Annotated in this window: 21 protein-coding genes and 2 pseudogenes; 15 read left to right on the top strand and 8 right to left on the bottom strand. The window is 66.8% G+C overall.

Annotation, left to right across the window (positions count from 1 at the left end; all coding sequences use genetic code 11):
- Positions 1-185 precede the first annotated feature (185 nt).
- From AAFL97_RS23665 to AAFL97_RS23635, 7 genes and pseudogenes are all read left to right on the top strand, one after another.
- Positions 186-273: pseudogene (locus AAFL97_RS23665) on the top strand (pilin); the annotation flags it as partial.
- 125 nt (positions 274-398) lie between these two features.
- Positions 399-863 carry a hypothetical protein gene (locus tag AAFL97_RS23660; protein WP_341647032.1) on the top strand — a complete coding sequence of 155 codons (465 nt, stop codon included), beginning with the start codon at positions 399-401 and terminating at the stop codon, positions 861-863.
- Positions 864-1,023: 160 nt separating this feature from the next.
- A complete protein-coding gene (locus AAFL97_RS23655; protein ID WP_341647031.1) occupies positions 1,024-1,833 on the top strand; it encodes a hypothetical protein in 810 nt (269 codons plus the stop codon).
- Positions 1,830-2,681 (top strand): hypothetical protein, encoded by an 852-nt coding sequence (locus AAFL97_RS23650; RefSeq protein WP_341647030.1) that lies wholly within the window; start codon positions 1,830-1,832, stop codon positions 2,679-2,681. The genes AAFL97_RS23655 and AAFL97_RS23650 overlap by 4 nt, the downstream gene beginning before the upstream one ends.
- 151 nt (positions 2,682-2,832) lie before the next feature.
- Positions 2,833-3,126 (top strand): type II toxin-antitoxin system Phd/YefM family antitoxin, encoded by a 294-nt coding sequence (locus tag AAFL97_RS23645; RefSeq protein WP_263462619.1) that lies wholly within the window; start codon positions 2,833-2,835, stop codon positions 3,124-3,126.
- Entirely contained in the window at positions 3,123-3,530 is a 408-nt protein-coding gene (locus AAFL97_RS23640; RefSeq protein ID WP_341647029.1) for a type II toxin-antitoxin system RelE/ParE family toxin, read from the top strand. The genes AAFL97_RS23645 and AAFL97_RS23640 overlap by 4 nt, the downstream gene beginning before the upstream one ends.
- Entirely contained in the window at positions 3,527-4,429 is a 903-nt protein-coding gene (locus tag AAFL97_RS23635; protein WP_341647028.1) for an ABC transporter ATP-binding protein, read from the top strand. The genes AAFL97_RS23640 and AAFL97_RS23635 overlap by 4 nt, the downstream gene beginning before the upstream one ends.
- Before the next feature lie 14 nt (positions 4,430-4,443).
- Here AAFL97_RS23635 and AAFL97_RS23630 read toward each other — a convergent pair whose 3' ends face one another.
- The 5 genes from AAFL97_RS23630 to AAFL97_RS23610 all read right to left on the bottom strand — a co-directional run bounded on the left by AAFL97_RS23630 (position 4,444) and on the right by AAFL97_RS23610 (position 7,132).
- Positions 4,444-5,016, bottom strand: a complete 573-nt coding sequence (locus AAFL97_RS23630) for a Uma2 family endonuclease (protein WP_341647027.1) — start codon at positions 5,014-5,016, stop codon at positions 4,444-4,446.
- Positions 5,017-5,100: 84 nt separating this feature from the next.
- The gene (locus AAFL97_RS23625; protein ID WP_341647026.1) at positions 5,101-5,490 is read right to left on the bottom strand and encodes a type II toxin-antitoxin system VapC family toxin; all 390 of its coding nucleotides are present in this window, start codon (positions 5,488-5,490) and stop codon (positions 5,101-5,103) included.
- Positions 5,491-5,495: 5 nt separating this feature from the next.
- On the bottom strand, positions 5,496-5,726 hold the full coding sequence (locus tag AAFL97_RS23620) for a type II toxin-antitoxin system Phd/YefM family antitoxin (protein ID WP_341647025.1): 231 nt from the start codon (positions 5,724-5,726) through the stop codon (positions 5,496-5,498).
- A 72-nt stretch (positions 5,727-5,798) separates the two neighbouring features.
- Positions 5,799-6,209: a CopD family protein gene (locus AAFL97_RS23615; protein ID WP_341647024.1), complete on the bottom strand. Its 411-nt coding sequence runs from the start codon at positions 6,207-6,209 to the stop codon at positions 5,799-5,801.
- 47 nt (positions 6,210-6,256) lie between these two features.
- Complete coding sequence (locus AAFL97_RS23610) at positions 6,257-7,132, bottom strand: NAD-dependent epimerase/dehydratase family protein (RefSeq protein WP_341647023.1); 876 nt, start codon at positions 7,130-7,132, stop codon at positions 6,257-6,259.
- A 21-nt stretch (positions 7,133-7,153) separates the two neighbouring features.
- Here AAFL97_RS23610 and AAFL97_RS23605 point away from each other — a divergent pair, with 21 nt between their 5' ends.
- From AAFL97_RS23605 to AAFL97_RS23585, 5 genes and pseudogenes are all read left to right on the top strand, one after another.
- A complete protein-coding gene (locus AAFL97_RS23605) occupies positions 7,154-8,176 on the top strand; it encodes a CDP-6-deoxy-delta-3,4-glucoseen reductase (RefSeq protein WP_341647022.1) in 1,023 nt (340 codons plus the stop codon).
- Positions 8,177-8,195: 19 nt separating this feature from the next.
- A pseudogene (locus AAFL97_RS23600) lies at positions 8,196-9,330 on the top strand (EAL and HDOD domain-containing protein).
- Between the two features lie 94 nt (positions 9,331-9,424).
- On the top strand, positions 9,425-10,054 hold the full coding sequence (locus AAFL97_RS23595) for a hypothetical protein (protein ID WP_341647021.1): 630 nt from the start codon (positions 9,425-9,427) through the stop codon (positions 10,052-10,054).
- Positions 9,976-11,439: a HAMP domain-containing sensor histidine kinase gene (locus AAFL97_RS23590; protein WP_341647020.1), complete on the top strand. Its 1,464-nt coding sequence runs from the start codon at positions 9,976-9,978 to the stop codon at positions 11,437-11,439. The genes AAFL97_RS23595 and AAFL97_RS23590 overlap by 79 nt, the downstream gene beginning before the upstream one ends.
- A 51-nt stretch (positions 11,440-11,490) precedes the next feature.
- Positions 11,491-13,656, top strand: a complete 2,166-nt coding sequence (locus AAFL97_RS23585) for an EAL domain-containing response regulator (protein WP_341647019.1) — start codon at positions 11,491-11,493, stop codon at positions 13,654-13,656.
- Positions 13,657-13,748: 92 nt separating this feature from the next.
- Here AAFL97_RS23585 and AAFL97_RS23580 read toward each other — a convergent pair whose 3' ends face one another.
- The 3 genes from AAFL97_RS23580 to AAFL97_RS23570 all read right to left on the bottom strand — a co-directional run bounded on the left by AAFL97_RS23580 (position 13,749) and on the right by AAFL97_RS23570 (position 16,575).
- Entirely contained in the window at positions 13,749-14,057 is a 309-nt protein-coding gene (locus tag AAFL97_RS23580) for a c-type cytochrome (protein WP_341647018.1), read from the bottom strand.
- Between the two features lie 161 nt (positions 14,058-14,218).
- Entirely contained in the window at positions 14,219-15,076 is an 858-nt protein-coding gene (gene queF, locus AAFL97_RS23575) for an NADPH-dependent 7-cyano-7-deazaguanine reductase QueF (protein WP_341647017.1), read from the bottom strand.
- Positions 15,077-15,084: 8 nt separating this feature from the next.
- Complete coding sequence (locus AAFL97_RS23570) at positions 15,085-16,575, bottom strand: cobyric acid synthase (protein WP_341647016.1); 1,491 nt, start codon at positions 16,573-16,575, stop codon at positions 15,085-15,087.
- A gap of 315 nt (positions 16,576-16,890) precedes the next feature.
- Between AAFL97_RS23570 and cbiB the strand changes: the two genes are divergently transcribed.
- From cbiB to AAFL97_RS23555, 3 genes are read left to right on the top strand one after another with little or no spacing between them, the layout of a single operon-like run.
- Entirely contained in the window at positions 16,891-17,853 is a 963-nt protein-coding gene (gene cbiB / locus AAFL97_RS23565) for an adenosylcobinamide-phosphate synthase CbiB (RefSeq protein ID WP_341647015.1), read from the top strand.
- Positions 17,846-18,874: a threonine-phosphate decarboxylase CobD gene (cobD, locus tag AAFL97_RS23560; protein WP_341647014.1), complete on the top strand. Its 1,029-nt coding sequence runs from the start codon at positions 17,846-17,848 to the stop codon at positions 18,872-18,874. The genes cbiB and cobD overlap by 8 nt, the downstream gene beginning before the upstream one ends.
- Positions 18,871-19,788, top strand: coding sequence for a cobalamin-binding protein (locus AAFL97_RS23555; protein ID WP_445954518.1), 918 nt, complete (start codon positions 18,871-18,873; stop codon positions 19,786-19,788). Before cobD ends, AAFL97_RS23555 begins: the two co-directional genes overlap by 4 nt.
- The last annotated feature ends 133 nt before the right edge of the window (positions 19,789-19,921 follow it).

Below are 19,921 nucleotides of genomic sequence, written 5' to 3'. Positions count from 1 at the left end.
CGGAAAGCCGGAATGTCAACTTTTGACAATCCCGCTTTCCGCTTTGTCACATCCCGCCGCGCCCTGCTGTCAACCCGGCGGTAAAAAATCACGGAAACTTGCCCGAATTTGCGCTCCTGAACCTGGCACGGCTTTCGCTAAGTACATTCCAAGCGGATCACCGCCGTACTCAAGGAGCAAGGCAAATGAAAAAGATTCAGAAGGGTTTCACGCTGATCGAATTGATGATCGTCGTGGCGATCATCGGCATTCTGGCTGCGGTGGCAATTCCGCAGTTCAACAATTATCGAGCAAAGGCAAACGACTCGACTGCTAATGCCGACGCCAAAAATGCAATCACGGTCATGATGGCCGCACAGAACTAATCATTAAGAATACTCTAAGCAGGAGTAACAATTATGTTTATTAAGAAAACTTTAGGCATTCTGCTCGGCATCGCAGTCTCCGCCTCCGTAATGGCGGCTGATGACGCAGGAACTCCATTCACAAGCGGAGAACCGATCACCAATGATGCTGCTGGCTGCTCCCTGTTGAGAGAAGCTGTTCGGATCAATCTTTCGAATCTTGTTTATGGTGCCTATGCTTGCAATACGGCAAGCAACCGAATCGCTGTAGCCACATGCCATCCAAACGGCCAAAAGGGAGCATGGACGGTAACTCCGATGATCCCCGATCCTGATTGGGTCGATCCGAATGATGGTTCCACTGCCCCCATGATCCCCGGACAACCCCAACAAGCCACGGGAGGGAGGGCTTACACTACTAGTAGCGATGGAGGACGTGTTATTGAAGCGAACTCCCAGAACTGCGTAGTTACTGGTGGCTCAGTGACTGCAGAAGCTGCAGAACGAGCTGGCCTGTAAGCTATCATGTATCCTAGAGGCTGTTGGAATCTCCCAACAGCCTCTCTATATCGGGGACAATGGCGAGCCAGATGAATATCCCTCCGTTCTCGAGACTCTATTTCCAGCATACGGTAATTTGATTTCCAACCTTTTGCTTTAAGCAGAAAGTATACCGGCGATGCTCTTTTCCCCGCTTCTTTTTATTGCCTTACGCCTTGCGCTTCGGGCTCGCTTTCTTTCCTTCGCTCTGTGGTTGTCAGTTTTCCTGATAGCCACCGTCTTGATGGTCAACCAGTTCAGCGGCCGCCAACCTGCTACCGTGGCGCTGGACGTAGGTCTATCAACAATTCGCCTCGTCTTGCCGTTGCTTTCAACTCTTCTCCTCCAAGAACTCCTCTCCCGCGAGTTCGACCGCAAGCTCTACCTCAGCTCCCTGACCTACCCTCGCCCGCGCCATCAGTTCCTGCTCGGCCGCGTCGCCGCCATCGCGCTGCTGATGCTCGGCCTGCTCGCCGTGCTCGGTGTCTTGCTCGCCGGCCTGACCACCTGGATCGGCCATAGTTACGAGCAGTCCACGCCCCCCGATCTCGGCCTGCCCTATCTCGTCACCCTCGCTTTCATCGCCCTCGACCTGCTGGTCGTGCTCGCCATTGGCACGCTGATCGCCGTCACCACCACCACGCCCAGTTTCGTCCTCATCGGCACCCTCGGCTTCATGCTGGTGGCCCGCTCCTATTCGGCCATCGTCGCGCTGCTGACGCGCGACAGCACGCTGGTCGGCCATGCCGACACTTACCAGTCGTCGCTGAGCCTGCTCGGCTATCTGCTGCCCGATCTGGCCGCGCTGGATGTGCGGATGATCTCGCTCTACGGCCAGTGGCAGTTCCTGCCCGAGGACTGGGCGCTGCGCGTGGTGTCGGCGCTGGCTTATGCAGCGGCGCTGCTGGGGCTGTCGGTATGGGCGCTGAACCGCAAGAAGTTCGCATGATGGATCGGAGGAACCTCGCTCCGCTGGCGGTCGCGGTGGCCGGCTTCGGGCTGTTTGCCGTGATCTGGGCAACGCGTCCGCCCGTCAATGCCGCGCCACCGGTCGAGGTGTTCGACCGTGTGGTGCTGTCGGCGCCGGTACAGGTGCTGCTGACCGGCGGCGACCGCTTCCTGGCGGCGAACTTCGAGTCGATCCGCGCCGTCGCCACCGCCAGTGACGCGCCGGAGGCGGCGGAAGCCAATGCCTCTTTCGCGATCCGTGCGCGGCGCGTGGTGGCGCAGTTGAATCCCTGCCACGAGGACAACTACTACCAGGGCAATGCGCTGCTGACCTGGGGCGGCGCGGTGGCCGAAGGCAACGACTTGCTCGAGCGCGCGACCGACTGCCGCTTCTGGGACGAGGTGCCGCCCTTCTTCTACGGCTTCAACCAGTATTTCTTCCTGCACGACGTCGACGGCGCCCGCGCTGCGCTGGAGACTGCTGCCGAGCGTGCCACCGACAACGCGGCCGGCTTTCGCAAATTCGCCATCATGCTGGCCGCGGGCGAGTTGAAGGACGACAGCGCGGCGCTGGAGTTCCTGCAGCGCGAGCGCGCCCAGACGAGCGATCCCAAACTGCAGGGCATGCTCGACAAGCGCATCGTCCGGCTGCAGGGCCTGATGACGCTGCGCGCCGCCCAGCAGCGCTACGAGGCACGCTTTGGCCAGGCGCTGACCAACCCGCAGGCGCTGATCGACAGCGGCGAACTGGACGCCTTTCCGGACGATCCGCTGCGCATCGGCTATGAGTTCGCCGAGGGGCGTTTCCGCTTACGGGAGCTGAAGATCGCCGGGCTCGAAAGGCCGTAGGCAAGGGGTATCCAAACCGTCCTTGCCACAGAACGAGGCACCCGCCCAAGCTACCGGCATCGCCGACCTTCTCTTGGCGGCAACCTCGATTTGTTACCGAGCGCTTGCCTTCAGGCTAGAATCAAGGCGTCAACTCTGTACAGCCACCATCATGACCATCACTGCACGAGACATCGTTTCGCTGACCACCGCCCGTGCCCAGTTGTCTGAGCTGGCGGATCAGGTCAAAGCAGGCGCGGAGAAGATCATCACCAAGAATGGTGAGAGCTATGTCGCACTGATCGATGCACAACGCCTGGATCACTACCATCGGCTCGAACGCGCGCACATCCATATGCTGCTGATCGACGATGCCGCAAGCGGCTTGCGAGACGTTGCCGAGGGCCGCAGCCGGGACGCCCGCACGGCAATCGCCGATTTCAAGACACGCCGCGCCAAGGGATGAGCAGGATCGCTGCCGTCCTCGTCACCCGAAGCTTCGAGCTTCATCTCGAAGCCATCGAAGGTTTCCTGGACGAAACCGATGCGTCCGGGCATTTCGATACGCTCCTCGATACCCTGCACGACGTGGTGATCCCGAACCTCGAGCGCCACCCGGACATGGGCTGTGATTTCCTCGCCCGCCCTGCGCAATCCATCGAAGCGGCCTCACAGCTCGAGCGGCTCGTCTCACAACTCGAAAAGCTGGACCCCACGGCCAGCCTGCGGGAATACGTGACGGCACAACATCTGGTGCTGTATGCGCACATCGGCGACACCGTGCATCTGCTCGCCATCCGTCACCACCGCCAGCTATCGTTCGATTTCGAATCGCTGCGCATGTGGAGTAGCCAAGGAAACCACCCATGACATCCGCTCTCGAATTCCGCTCCGTCAGCAAGACCTTCCATTCGCGCGGCAAGACCGTGCAGGCCCTGCACGGCGTCAGTTTCGAGGTCAGCGAAGGCGAGGTCTTCGGCTTCGTCGGCCCCAACGGCGCGGGCAAGTCGACCACGATCAAGGTGATGCTCGACGTCATCAACGACTATGAAGGCGAGGTGAAGCTGTACGGCGTTTCGGCGCGCGAGGCGGCTTCGCGCAAGGGCATCGCCTACGTGCCGGAATCGCCCGCGCTGTACGAGCAATTCACGCCGATGGAAATCCTGCGCATGGCGCTGGACATGTACGACATCCGCCGCGCGGATGCCGAGGCCTGGTGCATGCAGTGGCTGGAACGCTTCTCGGTGGCGCAGAACGCCCGGCGCCGCATCCGCGAGTTGTCGAAGGGCAACGTGCAGCGGGTGGCGCTGGCCCATGCGCTGGTCGTCGAACCGCGCCTGCTGGTGCTGGACGAGCCGCTGTCGGGCCTGGACCCGGTAGGGCGCAAGGACGTGGTGGACATCCTCGCCGACTACAAGCGCGAAGGCGGCGCGATCTTCTTCACCTCGCACGTGCTGCACGACGTCGAGCGCATCGCCGACCGCTTCGGCTTCATCCACCAGGGCGAACTGCTGACCACGCGCTCGCCGCGCGACCTGGTCAGCGAACGCGCCGACCGCTTCATCGTCCGCTACCAGGCCAATGCGCCGCTCGACGGCGAACACGCGGTGATCCGCGAAGGCGAGTACGAACAGGAACTGGACGAATCCGCGCTGCCCGCCTTCCTCACCCGCCTGCAGACCGCCGGCGGCCGGCTGGTGACGGTGAAGCCGGCGGTGTCGCTGGAGACGGTGTTCTTCAAGATTCTGGAAGAACGGCAGCCGGCCTGAAGGGCAACGCGAGCCTAAGCTCCCTCCACGCCTTCGAATACCTCGGCCACCGGGCAGCGGAAATCTACGCTGGCCAGTTCCAGCTCTTCATCCGCTGCAAACGGATAGAGCACCCAGTGCCCGGTGGCATCGCGGCGGAAGACTTCGACGCGGCGCTGCTCCACCGAAACCAGCACGTACTCCTGCAATGAGGGCAGCGTGCGGTAAGCAGCGAACTTGTCGCCACGGTCGTAGGCTTCAGTGCTGGGCGACAGCACTTCGACGACCAGCACCGGATGGCGCTTGACGTGGCTTGCCTCGGGCGTGCGGTCGCGCGGGTCGCAGGTGATGAGGATGTCCGGGTAATAAAAGCTGTTTGCTGCTTCGACATGGACCTTCATGTCGGCGATGAAGGTCTTGCAGGGCTTGCCACGCAAAAGAGCATGCAAGCTGGCAAACAGGTTTCCCGCCACCGTGCCCTGCGCGTCGGAAGCACCGCCCATGGCGAACACTTCGCCGTCCACGTATTCGCTGCGGAAGGGCTGTTCGCTTTCCCAGGCCAGGTAATCGTCTGGCCCGAACGAAGTCTTGGGCTGGGGCAGGCTCATGATCTTTCTCGTAGCAGGTCGGGGATCGAAGCACTCGCCGGGCCAGTTTAACAGCGCAAGCAGGTCCGGTTGCAGCGACCACATTCACCAGAGTGTGCGGGTTCCAAAATGCTCGAACGCAGGGTCGCGCGTAAGCAGCACGAGTTTCTCCAGTTGGCTCTGTGCAGCAAGCATGCGATCGAAGGGATCCCGATGCTCGACGGCATAAGCACCTGCTGTCAGACAATGGTAGTAAGTGATCGGAAGGTGCTCGAAACCATCTGCCGATACCAATTCGGCAAACCTGCCGACCGCCTCATCGGCTTCACCCAGTTTGCCGAGCCGATGCTTCGTCGCCAGTTCCCAGGCGCTGGCTGCACTGACGAAAACCGGGTTGGCTGGATCGGCAATTGCCCGCCGGGCAAGGACCGAAAGCCTTGGATCATCGAGCCACCACCACAACAGCGTATGCGTATCGAGCAACAGGCCGGTCATCGCCATCATTCCCAGGCGGAAAGCTCTTCGTCGGACAGAGGCTCGAAAAAAGCCTCATCGAATTGCTTGCCTGCCAGTCGGCCTGGTTGACGTATGCAAGTCTCGGGCGCCAGCGGCATCAGGCGCGCATAAGGCTTGCCCGCCTTGGCGAGGATGATCTCCTGTCCGGCATGGGCCTGCTCGAGCAGGCGAGACAATTGCGTCTTGGCCTCATGGACATTGACGGTGAGCGGCATGACCTTCTCCAATCGAACTAAGTCACTGGACCAAGTCTAGCTTGAAACGTTTCATCGGCGTGACTCCTGGATTCAGAACGGCTTGAGCACGACGAGGAAGACCACGACGAAGAGAACGAGCACCGGAATCTCGTTGAACACCCGGAACCACACGTGGCTGCGGGTGTTGCGGCCCTCGGCGAAGGCACGCAGCAGGCGGCCGCAGTAGAGGTGGTAGCCGATCAGGAAGACGACGAGCAGGGTCTTGGCGTGAAGCCAGCCGCCGGTGAAGCCGTAGCCGAACCACAGCCAGAAGCCCAGCACCACGGCGAGGATGCCCAGCGGCGTCATGAAACGGTAGAGCTTCATTTCCATCATCGCCAGACGCTCGCGGGTGGCGGCGTCCTCGACCATGGCGTGATTGACGAACAGGCGCGGCAGGTAGAACAGGCCGGCGAACCAGCTCACGACGAAGATGATGTGCAAGGCCTTGATGGTCAGCATGTCGATGAATCCCGATGATGGAGAAAAGGGAAGACGGAAGCGGCGGCTCAGTGCTTGCCCGGCAGTGCGCGCAGTCCATCCGCCACCGTCGGGTAGCGCAGCGCCGTGCGCAGTTCCCGCTTGATGCGGCGGTTGTCGAGCCGGCGCGATTCGCCCATGAAGGACAGCGTCAGCGGCGACAGCCGCTGGACGATCTGCTCGCGCGGCAGCCGCGGCGGACGCGGCAGCGCCAGCGCGTCGGCCACGGCGTCGAAATACTCGCCCATCTTCAGGCCGGAGTCGTCGCTGGCGTTATACACGCGGCCGGCGCCGGCACGGAACATCGCCATACAGGCCAGCCGGGCAAGGTCGTCGGCATGGATGTGGTTGGTGAAGACGTCGTCTGCCGCTGCGAGCACCGGGTCGCCGCGCCGCAGGCGTTCGAGCGGCAGGCGGTCCGCGGCGTAGATGCCGGGCGCCCGCAGCACGCTGACGCGCACGCCGTTGCGGCGCCCGAAGCGGCGCAGCCGGCGCTCGGCATCGACCCGCCGCAATGCCCGCGCGGTGCTGGCGCGACAGGGCCGCGTCTCGTCGACGAAGGCGCCGCCGCAGTCGCCGTAAACCCCTGTCGTACTTATGTATACGAGGCCCTGTGGTGAACTCCGGCCCGCTCCGGATGCGGCCAGGAAGCGTTTCATCCGGGTGTCGGCGGCCCCCTGCGCAGGCGGCGGAGCGAAGTACAATACGACATCGGCAAGCCCGGCCAGCCTGATCAGACTCCTGCGGTCGTCGAGATCGGCCCGTACCGGCACCGCGCCCGCAATGCGCAGCGCGTCGGCCGCATCGGCATGGCGTACGAGGGCGAGAACACGAAAGCGCTGCGTCAACCACGGCAGGCAGCGGGCGGCGACATCGCCACTGCCAACGATCAGGACTCTTTTCATCCCGTCATTATCACACGCACCATGAGCTACCGGATTTCCCTCCAGCCCGGCGACCATTCGTTCGACGCCGCCGACGGCCAGACCGTTCTCGAAGCCGCCCAGGACGCCGGCCTGCTGCTGCCGCACAGTTGCCGCGACGGCGCCTGTGGCGCCTGCAAGGGCAGGATCGTGCAGGGCTCGGTGGATTACGGCAAATACTCCGCCGGTGCGCTGAGCGCCGCCGACCAGGCCGAGGGTTATGCGCTGTTCTGCTGTGCGAAGCCGCTTTCCGACCTGGTGCTGGAGGCGCGCAACGTCACCCGCGCCGGCGACATCCCGGTCAAAAAGCTACCCAGCCGGGTGCAGAAGCTGCAGCGGCTGGCCGACGACGTGATGCTGCTCGACCTCAAGCTGCCGGCCAGCGAGGCCTTCCGCTTCAAGGCCGGCCAGTACATCGACATCCTGCTCGCCGACGGCCAGCGCCGCAGCTTCTCGATCGCCAACGCGCCGCACGATGCCAGCCACATCGAACTGCACGTGCGCCGCATCGACGGCGGCCGCTTCACGTCCCACGTCTTCGAGGGCATGAAGGAGAAGGAAATCCTGCGCCTGGAGGGTCCGCTGGGCAGCTTCTGGCTGCGCGAGGATTCGCCGCGCCCGATCGTTTTGGTCGCGGGCGGCACCGGCTTCGCGCCGATCAAGAGCATCGTCGAGCACGCGATCGAGACCGGCCTGCAGCGTCCGATCACGCTGTACTGGGGTTCGCGCGACCGCGCCGGCCTGTATCTGGACGAACTGGCGCGCAGCTGGGAAAGCCGCCTGCCGAACCTGCGCTACATTCCGGTGCTGTCGGACGAAAAACCCGGCGACGCCTGGGACGGCCGCCGCGGCCTGGTGCACCAGGCCGTGCTGGACGACTTCGCCGACCTGTCGGGCCACGAGGTCTACGCCTGTGGCGCACCGGCGATGATCGATGCGGCACGGGTGGGTTTCCATACGGAGCGCGGCCTGCCCGAGGACGCCTTCTTCGCCGACGCCTTCACCTTCGCCAGCCCGGCAAACTGAGCCGCCCACCGGAGCCGCAATGAGCCAGACCGTCCTGCTGACCCGAGAGCCCGTGGTCAACAAGCGCCACGCGATCACCGCGAACCGCATCGTCGCCCACGGTCCCAATGTCGCTGCGGTGGTCGAGGCACTGAACGCGCAGGCGGCAGCCTGGCCGGCTCAGCACGCCGTTTTCGTCAGCCTCGGGCGCCTGGTGCCGACAGCGGAACTGATGAACTGGCAGATGCCGGACAACGCCACGATCGAGATTCCGGCCCAGACCCTGGGCCATCCGCACACGCAGGCGCTGATGGCCCAGTTGCAGGAGGCCGGCCGGCCGATGAACCTGACCTGGTACGCCCGGCGCCGCCCTGCCGGCCGGCATCGACTGGCGCTTCGTGCTGATGGATGCGCGCCGCGTCGCTTCCCCGGCCGGCGCGCCCGGCCTCAAGCTGGCCTGGGGCCTGGCCGACACCGGCGCCTTCCCGCCGGCGATCGGCGCCGGCTTCGACGGCGCCTCGGGCTGGTTCTTCCTGCGCGGCAACCCGCCCGCCCGGGAACTGTCGCCCAACCATGCGCAGATCATTCGCCTGCTCAATCTGGTGCGCAACAATGGCGAAATCCGCGACATCGAAGCGGTGCTGAAGCAGGACGTCGCGCTGTCGTACAAGCTGCTGCGCTACATCAACTCGGCCGGTTTCGGCCTGATGTGCGAGATCCAGTCCTTCCGCCACGCGGTCAGCATCCTCGGCTATGCCACGCTCAACAAATGGCTGTCGCTGCTGCTCGTCACCGCCAGCCGCGACCCGAGCGCGCCGGCGATGATGCAGACCGCGATCGCCCGCGGCCGCTTCATGGAAGAAATCGGCGCCGGCTACTTCGACGCCGCCGAGCGCGACAACCTCTTCATCACCGGCGCGTTCTCGCTGCTGCCGCTGCTGCTCGGCACTTCGATGCAATCGGTGCTCGACGAAATGAACCTGCCCGCCAGCATCACCGATGCCCTGGTGCATGGCGAGGGCGAATTCGCCCCCTTCCTGCGGCTGGCGCAACAGTGCGAGAACTTCGACGGCAGCGGCCTGGCCAAGGCGGTCGACGACCTTCACCTGCCCCGCGAGCGCGTCAACCACGCCTTGCTGACCGGCCTCGGCTTCGCCGACAGCCTGCAGGCCTGAGAAGCCTGACGCCGGCTGCAAACTCGGTCACATGCGGGATCGGCACGACCCGCTAGAATCCTCCCAAGCCTCCCACCCGCGCGCCTCGCCGCCCATGCTTCCCGCCGCATTCTGCACTCTCGCACGCCAGCCCCGGACCGACGGCGCGGTGACCATCCTGCGCCTGCTGGCGGCCAGTTCGCCCAACTGGCCGGAAGTCGCCCTCGTCGCCGCCCGCGACCCCGTGCTGAGCCTCGCCCTGCTGATTGCCCAGCCGCTGGCCGGCAACGAACTCGCCGACGGGCTCAACAGCGTGCTGCGCCGGCGCCTCGAACGCATCGGCATCGACCTGCTGCGGGCCTGGCTGGTGGGGATCGGGCAAGCGGCCGGCCATGACGCGGCGGCATCCGAGCAAACCTTGCTGCAGGCCGAATGCGCGCTGCATCTCGCGATCGAAACACGCTATGCACGCCCCGACGAAGCCTACCTGGCCGGGTTGTGGCACGGTTTCGCCCCCCTTCGCCCGATGGCGGCAAAACCGCCGCCCCGGCCCGGCATGCGTCTTCGCTGGCCGCGCTGGTCCATGATTGCGGACTGCCCGCCAGCCTCGGCGACGCGCTCGAGCTGGGTGCCGTACTGGAAGAACAGCTCGCGAGCGCACACCCTTTGCTTCCCATCGTCGCCGCGGCGCTGCGGCTGGCCGACCCGCAATGGCAGGAGCGGCTGCCCGAAGCCGCCCGCCTGACCGGACTCCCTGAAGGGGTGTTGAGCAGCCTGCGCGCCGATGTGGGCTACATCGTCTCCGGCCATGCCGCCTATCCGCCGCGGCCTGCCCCGGCGGCCGACGCCCCGACAGCCGATGCTGCGGCAGCCGATGCTGCGGCAGCCGGCTCCGTGGCAGTCGCGCCGCTGGCCGACGACCCTTACCGCAGTGCCGGCATGCTCGGCCTGCTGACGGCGGCATTCGTCGACCTCGGCCCCGCGCAGGTCGAAGACCGCCTCGCCATTGCCTGCCCCCTGTTCGGCCTGCACGGCATCCCCACGCTGCTGGCGGCCGACGAAGACGGCATCCTGCGCCCCATGCTGTCCGCCACGGCGGGCAGCGCCGCCGCGCTCATCGACGAACTGCGGCTCAGACTGGACGACGAAACCAGCGTCGTCGCACTGTGCGCGCGCAACGAACACACTACCCGCTTCGTCCGGCACGGCGGCCGCAGCGGACGCAGCCTGGCCGACTGGCAGATCGCCCGCTGGCTCGGCTCCGGCGGTTTCTGCTGCCTGCCGCTCACCACCAACGGCAAACCCGTGGTGGCACTGATCGGTATGGACCATGAAGGCGAACTCGACAGCGATCTTTGCTGGCGCTACGCCGCGCTGCTCGGCGCCGCAGTACGCTCGCTGCGTGCCGCACAGCGGACGCAGAACGAAATCAGCAGCCGCGAAGCGGTGCTGCATCAGCGTTTCCACGATCATCTGCGCAAGATCGTGCACGAAGCGAGCAATCCGCTGACGGTCATCAAGAGCCGGCTGGAAATGCTCGGCATCCAGCGCCCGGACGACACGCCGCTGAAGGACGAACTGGTGCTGCTCAACACCGAGCTGGACCGCATCGACAACCTGCTGCGCAGCGCCAGCGCGTTGCCGCAGGAAGCCCCCGAGACGCCGCGCTGCCAGATACCGGCACTGTTGCTCGACATGCGCTCGATCTACGGCGACACGCTGTTCGGCCAGCGCGGCATCCAGTTCGAACTGCGTGCGGCCGGACAGCTTCCGCCTGCGGCGATTCCCGCCTCCGCGCTCAGGCAGGTCTTGCTCAACCTGTTCCGCAACGCCTCCGAAGCGCTGCAGCCCGGCAGGCGCCTGGTGGTGTCGGCGCTGCCGCAGATCATCGTCGATGGCCGCGCCAGCCTCGAGATCCGCCTCGTCGACAACGGCCCCGGCCTGCCGCCGGAACGCATGGCCGATCCGTTCTCGCCGCAGCGCAGCCAGAAGGGCGGCAAGCATCAAGGCGTCGGCCTCAGCATCGTGCACGACATCCTGTCACGCTGGGGCGCAACCCTGCTCTGCCGAAGCCAGCCGGGCAACGGCACCAGCTTCCAGATCTTTCTGCCACTGGAACAATCGGCCTGAATATTGCATCATGTTGTGATAATTAACATTTAGACATAAATTTGACGACTCATGTCGATTCCGGGCGATAAACCTTTCCAGCCCACAAAAAGCCTCGGCCCTGTGGAACCCGATTTCCGCATCCTGATCGTCGATGATGATCCGGCGCTGCGGCGCACCTTTCCGCACGTGCTCGCCCACCCCGGCCGCAGCTTCGACGAAACGGGCAGCATCGCCGAAGCCATCGTCCGGCTGGAACAGCAGCATTACGACCTGGTCCTGCTCGACTACCGGCTGCCGGACGCTTCCGGCCTCGCCCTGCTCGACTGGCTGGTCGAGCGCCGGCGCGACGAAGCCGTCATCATCATCAGCGGCGAAGACGCCATCGATGCCGCGATCGGCGCGCTGCGCCGCGGCGCGGACGACTACGTGCGCAAGCCCTACCACGTCGCCCAGCTGCAGCGCGCGGTGGAAAGCACGCTGCACAAGGGCGCGCTCGAGAAGGCCAACCGCGCGATGAGCCAGCGCCTCAGGGCCTCCGAGCAGTTGCACCGCTACCTGGTCGAAAGCTCGCCCGACCTCATCTTCACCCTCGATGCCGAAGGCCGCTTCAGCTACATCAACCCGCGCATCAAGCCCCTGCTCGGCTTCGAACGCAACGCGCTGATGCGGCGCCCGTTCACGACCCTGGTCATGCCCGAGGACATCGACCGGATCTGCAACCTGCTCAATCAGCCCAGCCGGATGCCGGGCGAGAGCTTCAACGTCGAACTGCGCCTGCGCCGCAGCCGCGGCAGCAGCATCGACGACTGCGTCACGGTGTCGCTCACCGGCCTGCCGATGCTGGCCCAGCCCGGCGACAGCCGCAGCGCCGGGCTCTACGGCGTCGCCCGCGACATCTCCGAACGCAAGCGGGCCGAGGAGATCATCTCCTTCCAGGCCTATCACGACCAATTGACGCACCTGCCGAACCGGGTGCTGTTCAAGGACCGCCTCGAACTGGCGATCGCGCAGGCCCAGCGCCGCACCGGCGCTCTGGCGGTGATGTTCATCGACATCGACCGCTTCAAGCTGGTCAACGACACCTACGGCCACGCCGAAGGCGATGCCCTGCTGCGCGCGATCGCAGCCCGCCTGTCGACCACGCTGCGCCGCGGCGACACGCTGGCCCGGCTCGGCGGCGACGAATTCACGATCCTGCTGCCCGACATCAACGTCCCTGAAGACGCGGAAACCATCGCCACCAAGATCCTCGACGCCCTTGCCGCACCGATCACGCTGAGCCAGGGCGATTACCGCGCGACCATGAGCATCGGCATCGCCCTGTTCCCGCGCGACGGCACCACGGCCGAAGACCTGACGCGCCACGCCGACATCGCCATGTACCAGGTCAAGCGCTCGGGCAAGAATGCCTTCCGCTTCTTCGATCCGGCGCTGAACACCCATCATCACGAGCGCATCACGCTGGAAAACGACTTGCGCAACGCCCTGCTGCGCGGCGAGTTCGAACTGCACTACCAGCCCCAGGTCAGCATCGCCCGCCGCCAGATCGTCGGCATGGAAGCGCTGCTGAGATGGCGGCACCCGGTACTCGGCTCCCTGTCGCCCAACACTTTCATCCAGGTCGCCGAAGAGCTGGGCATGATCGGCGAGATCAGCCGCTGGGTCATGGAAGAGGCCTGCACCCAGTTGGCGCAGTGGCGCAGCGCGGGCCACCTCGAACTGCGCATGTCGGTGAACCTGTCGCCGCTGGATTTCGACAAGCGCGACATCGTCAGCTCGATCACCGGCTGCCTGGCCCGCCATGCGCTGCCGCCGGGCCAGATCGAGCTGGAGATCACCGAGAGCCTGATGATGAACGACACCGCCGACGTCGCCACCAAGGTCCGGGAACTGCGCAGCGCCGGTCTCAGCGTCGCCATCGACGACTTCGGCACCGGCTACTCGGCACTCGCCTATCTGCAGAAATTTCCGGTCAGCACGCTGAAGATCGATCGCAGCTTCGTCCGCGACCTCGACGGCCCGAGCACCAATCCGATCATTTCGGCCATCACCGGCATCGCCCGCGGCTTCGCCCTCGACATCGTCGCCGAGGGCGTGGAACAGCCCGAGCAGGCCGAAGCCTTGCAAATGCTGGGCTGCGACGTCATGCAGGGCTACTGGTTCGCACGCCCGGCACCGGCCCACGAAGCACAGGAATGGCTGGCACAGCCGGCGCGGCTGTTCGCCGGCCACTGATTCCCGGCGCTGTAGACACAAAAAGCCGGCATCTCTGCCGGCCTGCACCAAGGCGCCGCCCGCAGGCGGCGCCCATCATCCCGGAAGCGGGATCACTTCTGCGACAGGATCCACTCCACCAGCGCCTTGGCGTCGGCGTCATTGACCTGCGGGTTGGGAGGCATCGGAATCTGGCCCCAGTTGCCCACGCCGCCCTTCTGGATCTTGGTGGCCAGCGTGGCGGCGGCATCGGCCTGGCCGGCATACTTGGCCGCGACATCCTTGTAGGATGGGCCGACCAGCTTCTTCTCCACCGAATGACAGGCCATACAGTTCTTGGCCTTGGCCAGGTCGGCACTGGCGAAGGCCGGTGCGCTCGAAAGAAGACCCGCGGTTAGCGCGGCAGCGACGAACAGTTTCATGTTTATTTCCTCGTTGATGGTGTTGGCCCTGTGGGGGCGGCCCGATGTTAACCCAGCACCTGAGCCATTCCCACCCGAAATCCCCACATAAAACAACATCTTCGTAAGAAATTCACAGAATCGGTCCGTGGATTTGACTCACATCAAAACCACATCCGGCGCTACTGCCTGACCTCCATGCGCTCGTCCGCCGGCAAGCCCTCGCGGCTGGCGCGGAAAGGGTTGATGTCGAGTCCACCCCGGCGCGTGTAGCGCGCCCACACTGCCAGCTCGCGCGGCCTGCAGCGCGCCATCAGGTCGCAGAACACGCGTTCGACGCATTGCTCGTGGAATTCGTTGTGGCCGCGGAAGGACACGATGTAGCGCAGCAGGCCTTCACGCTCGATCGCCGGTCCGCTGTAGCGCACCACCAGCATGCCCCAGTCGGGCTGGCCGGTGACCAGGCAGTTCGACTTCAGCAGGTGGGAATACAGGGTTTCGGTCACCTCCTCGCCGCCGGCGCGCAACTGCTCGGGCGCCGGCTGGTAGGTGTCGATGTCGAGCTCCAGACCGTCGAGGCAGATCCCGTCCGGATAGGCCGAAGCCCATTGCGGGCGCAGCGCCAAGGGTTCGACGCTCACCGCCACCTGCGCGCCGGCAGCGGCCGAGAGGTCGCGCGCGATCAGGCCGCGCACCTCGTCCGCATCCGCGCAGTGCTGCTGGTTGAAGGCGTTGAGATAGAGCTTCAGCGACTTGGACTCGATCAGCCGCGGCGAGGACGCCGGCACGCGAAAACTCGCCAATGCCACCACCGGTTTGCCGCGCGGATCGAGCCAGGACAGTTCGTAGGCGTTCCACAGGTCTTCGCCGACGAAAGGCAGCGCATCGGGCTTCAGCCCCAGCTCGTCGCGCTTCAACTGCCGCTCGATCGGGAACAGCAGTTCGGGCGCGTAAGTGTCGCGGTAGGCGACGGCGCGGCCGAGCGGGGAGGATTCGGCGCCGTGCGTGCGGCTGCCAGCGGGATTCGCGGAGGTGCTCATCGGTGTGCTCATTTCGGCAGGGAATGATCGAACAGGGCATCGAGGTCGCAGGCGGCTTCGACCGCGTCGGCCAGGCGCTCCAGATCCGCTTCGCGGCGCGCCGCCAGGTCGACCTGCTGCGCACCGCCCAGCCCGGCCCAGGCGAGCAGCGCCGCCAGCGCCGCCGGCGCGTCGAACAGGCCGTGCAGGTAGCTACCGAGGATCTGGCCGTCTTCCGACACCGCGCCATCGGCGCGCCGACCCACCGCCCCCGCGTCCAGCCACAGTGCCGGACGCTGCAGCGCGGGGCCGGCGGACACGCCCATGTGGATTTCGTAGCCGCGCACCGGTGCTTCGCCGCCGAGCGCGGCATCGAGCCGGCCGGCGGCATTGACGAGCTGCTTGTGCGCTTCCAGCGTCGTCTTCATGTTCAGCCAGCCCAGCCCGGGCGTCGTCCCGGGCGCGCCCTCCAGCCCCAGCGGGTCGGCCAGTTGCCGGCCCAGCATCTGGAAGCCGCCGCAGATGCCGACGAGCTTGCCGCCATAGCGCAGGTGGCGCCGGATCGCCTCCTCCCAGCCCTGTTCGCGCAGCCAGGCCAGGTCGGAGCGCACGCTCTTGGAGCCGGGCAGCACGATCAGGTCGGCCGGCGGAATCGTCTGCCCCGGCCCGACCCAGCGGAAATCGACCTGTGGATGCAGTCGCAGCGCGTCGACATCGGTATGGTTGGAAATGCGCGGATACACCGGCGCCACCACGCGCAGCGCGCCCTCGCCGGCACGCACGTCGGCCGCGCCATCGGCCAGCGCATCCTCGGCGTCGAGGAACAGCCCGTGCAGATAGGGCAGCACACCGAACACCTTGCGCCCGGTGCGCGCCTCCAGCCAGTCGAGGCCGGACTGCAGCAGGCCGATGTCGCCGCGGAAGCGGTTGATGATGAAGCCCCGCACCCGCGCCTGCTCGGACGGCGACAGCAGCTCGAGGGTGCCGACCAGGTGGGCGAAGACGCCGCCGCGGTCGATGTCGGCCACCAGCACCACCGGCACGTCCGCCGCCTCGGCAAAGCCCATGTTGGCGATGTCGCGGTCGCGCAGATTGATCTCGGCCGGGCTGCCGGCGCCTTCGACCAGCAGCGCATCGTATTTCGCGCCCAGGCGGCCCCAGCTCTGCAGCACCGCCGCCATCGCGGTGGGCTTGTAGGCGTGGTAGTCACGCGCCGACAGGTTGGCGACCGCGCGGCCGTGGATGATGACCTGGGCGCCGATGTCGCTGGACGGCTTGAGCAGCACCGGATTGAAGTCGGTATGCGGCTCGACGCCGGCGGCGAGAGCCTGCAGCGCCTGGGCGCGGCCGATCTCGCCGCCATCGACGGTGACGGCGGAGTTCAGCGCCATGTTCTGCGGCTTGAACGGCGCCACCGCCAGGCCGCGGCGGCGCAGCGCACGTGCCAGCCCGGCAACCAGCGTGCTCTTGCCGGCATCGGAAGTGGTGCCCTGCACCATCAGGGTGATCGGAGGGGACATGGCGTAGAATCCGGGATCCTCGGGTAAGGGGGGCGCCTAGCCGGGCGCTTGGCCAGGGGCATGAAGCCAGCGGGCGAAAATCAGGCGCGGAATTATCGCCGATACCGCCGTCCCGGGCACGAAACTGCTTCTTGGCCGGGCTCCCCCTGAGCCGGGCGCCCCTGACCGGGCGCCCCTGACCGGGCGTCCCTAAGCCGGGCGCCCCTGACCAGGCGTCCCTCTCCTCTGCCCGCCCTCACGAGGAGAAGGGAGAAAACAATACGGTTTCATGCGTCCATCCAGCCCTTCACCTCCATCCCCCTGCCCTCATCCTCGATGCTGCTTTCGCTCCCGACCGTCCTTGTGCTGAAGATGGCTGCCGGCCTGCTGGCCGACCGGCTGTTCGGTGAAGTCCGCCGCTTCCATCCGCTGGTGGGCTTCGGCCGCTGGGCACGCGCGGTCGAAGCCACCGTGCGCCGCCTGTTCGGCGAGCAGCGCGTCGCCGGCGTGCTGGCCTGGGCGCTTGCCGTGCTGCCCTGGGCAGCGCTGGCGCCATGGCTGCGCGGCCTGCACCCACTGGCGCACTGGCCGGTGGACATCGTGCTGCTGTATTTCGCCCTCGGCGGGCAGAGCCTCGCCGAGCATGCCGAAGCCATCGCCGTACCGCTCGACGCCGGCGACCTGGACGAAGCACGCCGCCGCGTGGGCTGGATCGTCAGCCGCGACACCCGTGCGCTGGACGCCGAAGGCGTGGCCCGCGCAGGCACCGAGTCGGTGCTGGAAAACGGCAACGACGCGGTGTTCGGCGCGCTGTTCTGGTTCCTGCTGGGCGGCGGCGTGGGCGTGCTGCTGTTCCGCCTGGCGAACACGCTGGATGCGATGTGGGGTTATCGCACGCCGCGCTACCTGCACTTCGGCTGGGCCGCTGCGCGCATCGACGACCTGCTCAATGCCGCACCCGCCCGCCTCACCGCGCTGACCTACGCCCTGCTCGGCAACACCCGGCGCGCGCTGGCCTGCTGGCGTGCACAGGCGCCGGCCTGGGACAGCCCCAATGCCGGCCCGGTGATGGCCGCCGGTGCGGGCGCGATCGGCGTCGCGCTGGGCGGCGCGGCGATCTACCACGGCAAGCTGGAGCAGCGTCCACCGCTCGGCGAAGGTCCGCCGCCGGATGCCCGCGCCATCCGCGCCGCCGTCGCGCTGGTGCGGCGCGGCGTGCTGCTGTGGTGGCTCGTCGCCGCGGCGGTGGCGCTTGCCTTCCCGCTCGTCTTCCCACTCGCAGGCCCGTTCCATGCTTGAGCACGGCGGACGCCTGCGCCGCGCCGCGCAGCAATACGGCATCGCCCTGGACCAGTGGCTGGACCTGTCCACCGGCATCAACCCCTGCGCCTATCCCGTTCCCGACATCCCGCTGTCGGCCTGGCATCGCCTGCCCGAAGACGACGACGGCCTGGAAGCCGCCGCGGCGCGCTACTACGGCAGCGATGCGCTACTGCCGGTGGCCGGCTCGCAGCCGGCGATCCAGGCCCTGCCCGCCGTGCTGCCCGGCCGGCGCGTCAGCCTGCTGGCGCCGAGCTACGCCGAGCATGCCCACGCCTGGCTGGCGCGCGAGCCACGATGGTTCGGCGACGACATCGATGGCGCAGAAGCGGCGGTGGATGCCAGCGACATCGTCGTGCTGGTTCAGCCCAACAACCCCACCGGCCTGCTGTTCGAGCGCGACCGCCTGCTGGATTGGCGCACCCGGCTCGCCCGGCGCGGCGGCTGGCTGGTGGTGGACGAAGCCTTCATCGACACCACGCCCGAAGCCAGCCTGGTGCCGGAAGCCGGCACCGACGGCCTGGTGGTGCTGCGTTCGCTGGGCAAGTTCTTCGGCCTCGCCGGCGCGCGCGTCGGCTTCGTCTTCGCCCCGGCGACGGTACGCCGGCAACTGGCCGAAATCCTCGGTCCGTGGACGGTCAGCGGCCCGGCACGCCATGCAGCGGGCGCCGCGCTGGCCGACGCTGCATGGCAGGCACAGGCACGCGCGCGGCTGGTGGCCGACGGCGAACGCCTCGCCGAGCTGCTGCACGCCGCCGGACCGGGTCGGCCCGGCGGCCCCAGCCTGTTCAAATGGCTGCCGACGCCCCGCGCCGCCGAATTGCACGATGCACTCGCCCGGCACGGCGTCCTCGTCCGCCTGTTCGACGGCGCGCCGCCGGGCGGCGCCTTGCCCGCCGTACCGCCTTCCCTGCGCTTCGGCCTGCCGCCCGACGAAGCGGGCTGGCGGCGGCTGGAACACGCACTGCGCGAATGCGCACCGGAGCGCTCCGCACCATGACCCTCGCACGCCTGCTCGCTTTCTTCGCTGCCATCGCCTGCCTGGGCCCAGGCATGGCCCTTGCGGCCCCGGCCGCGGTCGAAACCATCGACGACAGCGGCGCAGCCGTCAGGCTCGAACGCCCGGCGCAGCGCATCGTCAGCCTCGCGCCTCACATCACCGAGCTGCTGTTCGCCGCGGGCGCCGGCCCGCGGGTCGTCGGCGTGGTCGCCTACAGCGATTTCCCGCCCGAAGCGAAGTCGCTGCCGCAGGTGGGCGGCTACACCCAGGTCAACCTGGAAGCCGTGGCCGCGCTGCGGCCCGACCTCGTCGTCGCCTGGCGCAGCGGCAACCGCGACGCCCACCTCGACCGCCTGCGCGCGCTGGGCATCCCGGTCTTCATCAACGAGCCGCGCAGCCTCGACGACGTCGCCCGCAGCCTGGAAAAGCTCGGCCGCCTGGCCGGCACCGATGCCATCGCCGCCGAAGCGGCGCAGGTTTTTCGCACCCGCCACGCCGACCTCGCCAAGCGCTACCGCGACCGGCCGCCGGTGAGCACCTTCTACCAGGTCTGGAACGAGCCGATGGTGACGATCAACGACGAGCACCTGATCGCCGACGCCATCCGCCTGTGCGGCGGGCGCAACGTCTTCGGCAGCCTCGACACGCTGGCACCGAAGGTCGGCATCGAGGCGGTGCTCGCCGCCAACCCGGAAGCGATCGTCGCCAGCGGCATGGGCGAGGCGCGCCCCGACTGGCTGGACCAGTGGAAGCGCTGGCCGGATCTGGCCGCCAATACCAACGGCCACCTGTTCTTCGTTCCGCCCGACCTCCTGCAGCGCCACACGCCGCGCATCCTGGACGGCGCCGCCCGCCTGTGCGAGCAGCTCGAATCGGTGCGGGCCGACCGCGGCGACGCGCCGGCCGCACGCTGACAGTCGGCAGGGCGGGCAGAGCGGAGCGAAACCCGTCACGCCCAGCCACAGGCGAACCCCACCGATCTTGACGCCCCAATCCCGGAATGGTGGCTTTCGCCTTCGGCTCCACCCTGCCGCTTCAGCCGCGACG

It is taken from the genome of Thauera sp. SDU_THAU2, assembly GCF_038260575.1.
Lineage (GTDB): Bacteria > Pseudomonadota > Gammaproteobacteria > Burkholderiales > Rhodocyclaceae > Thauera.
The sequence above is the reverse complement of the archived record's forward strand: the minus strand, read 5'-3'. Positions and strand labels throughout refer to the sequence as shown.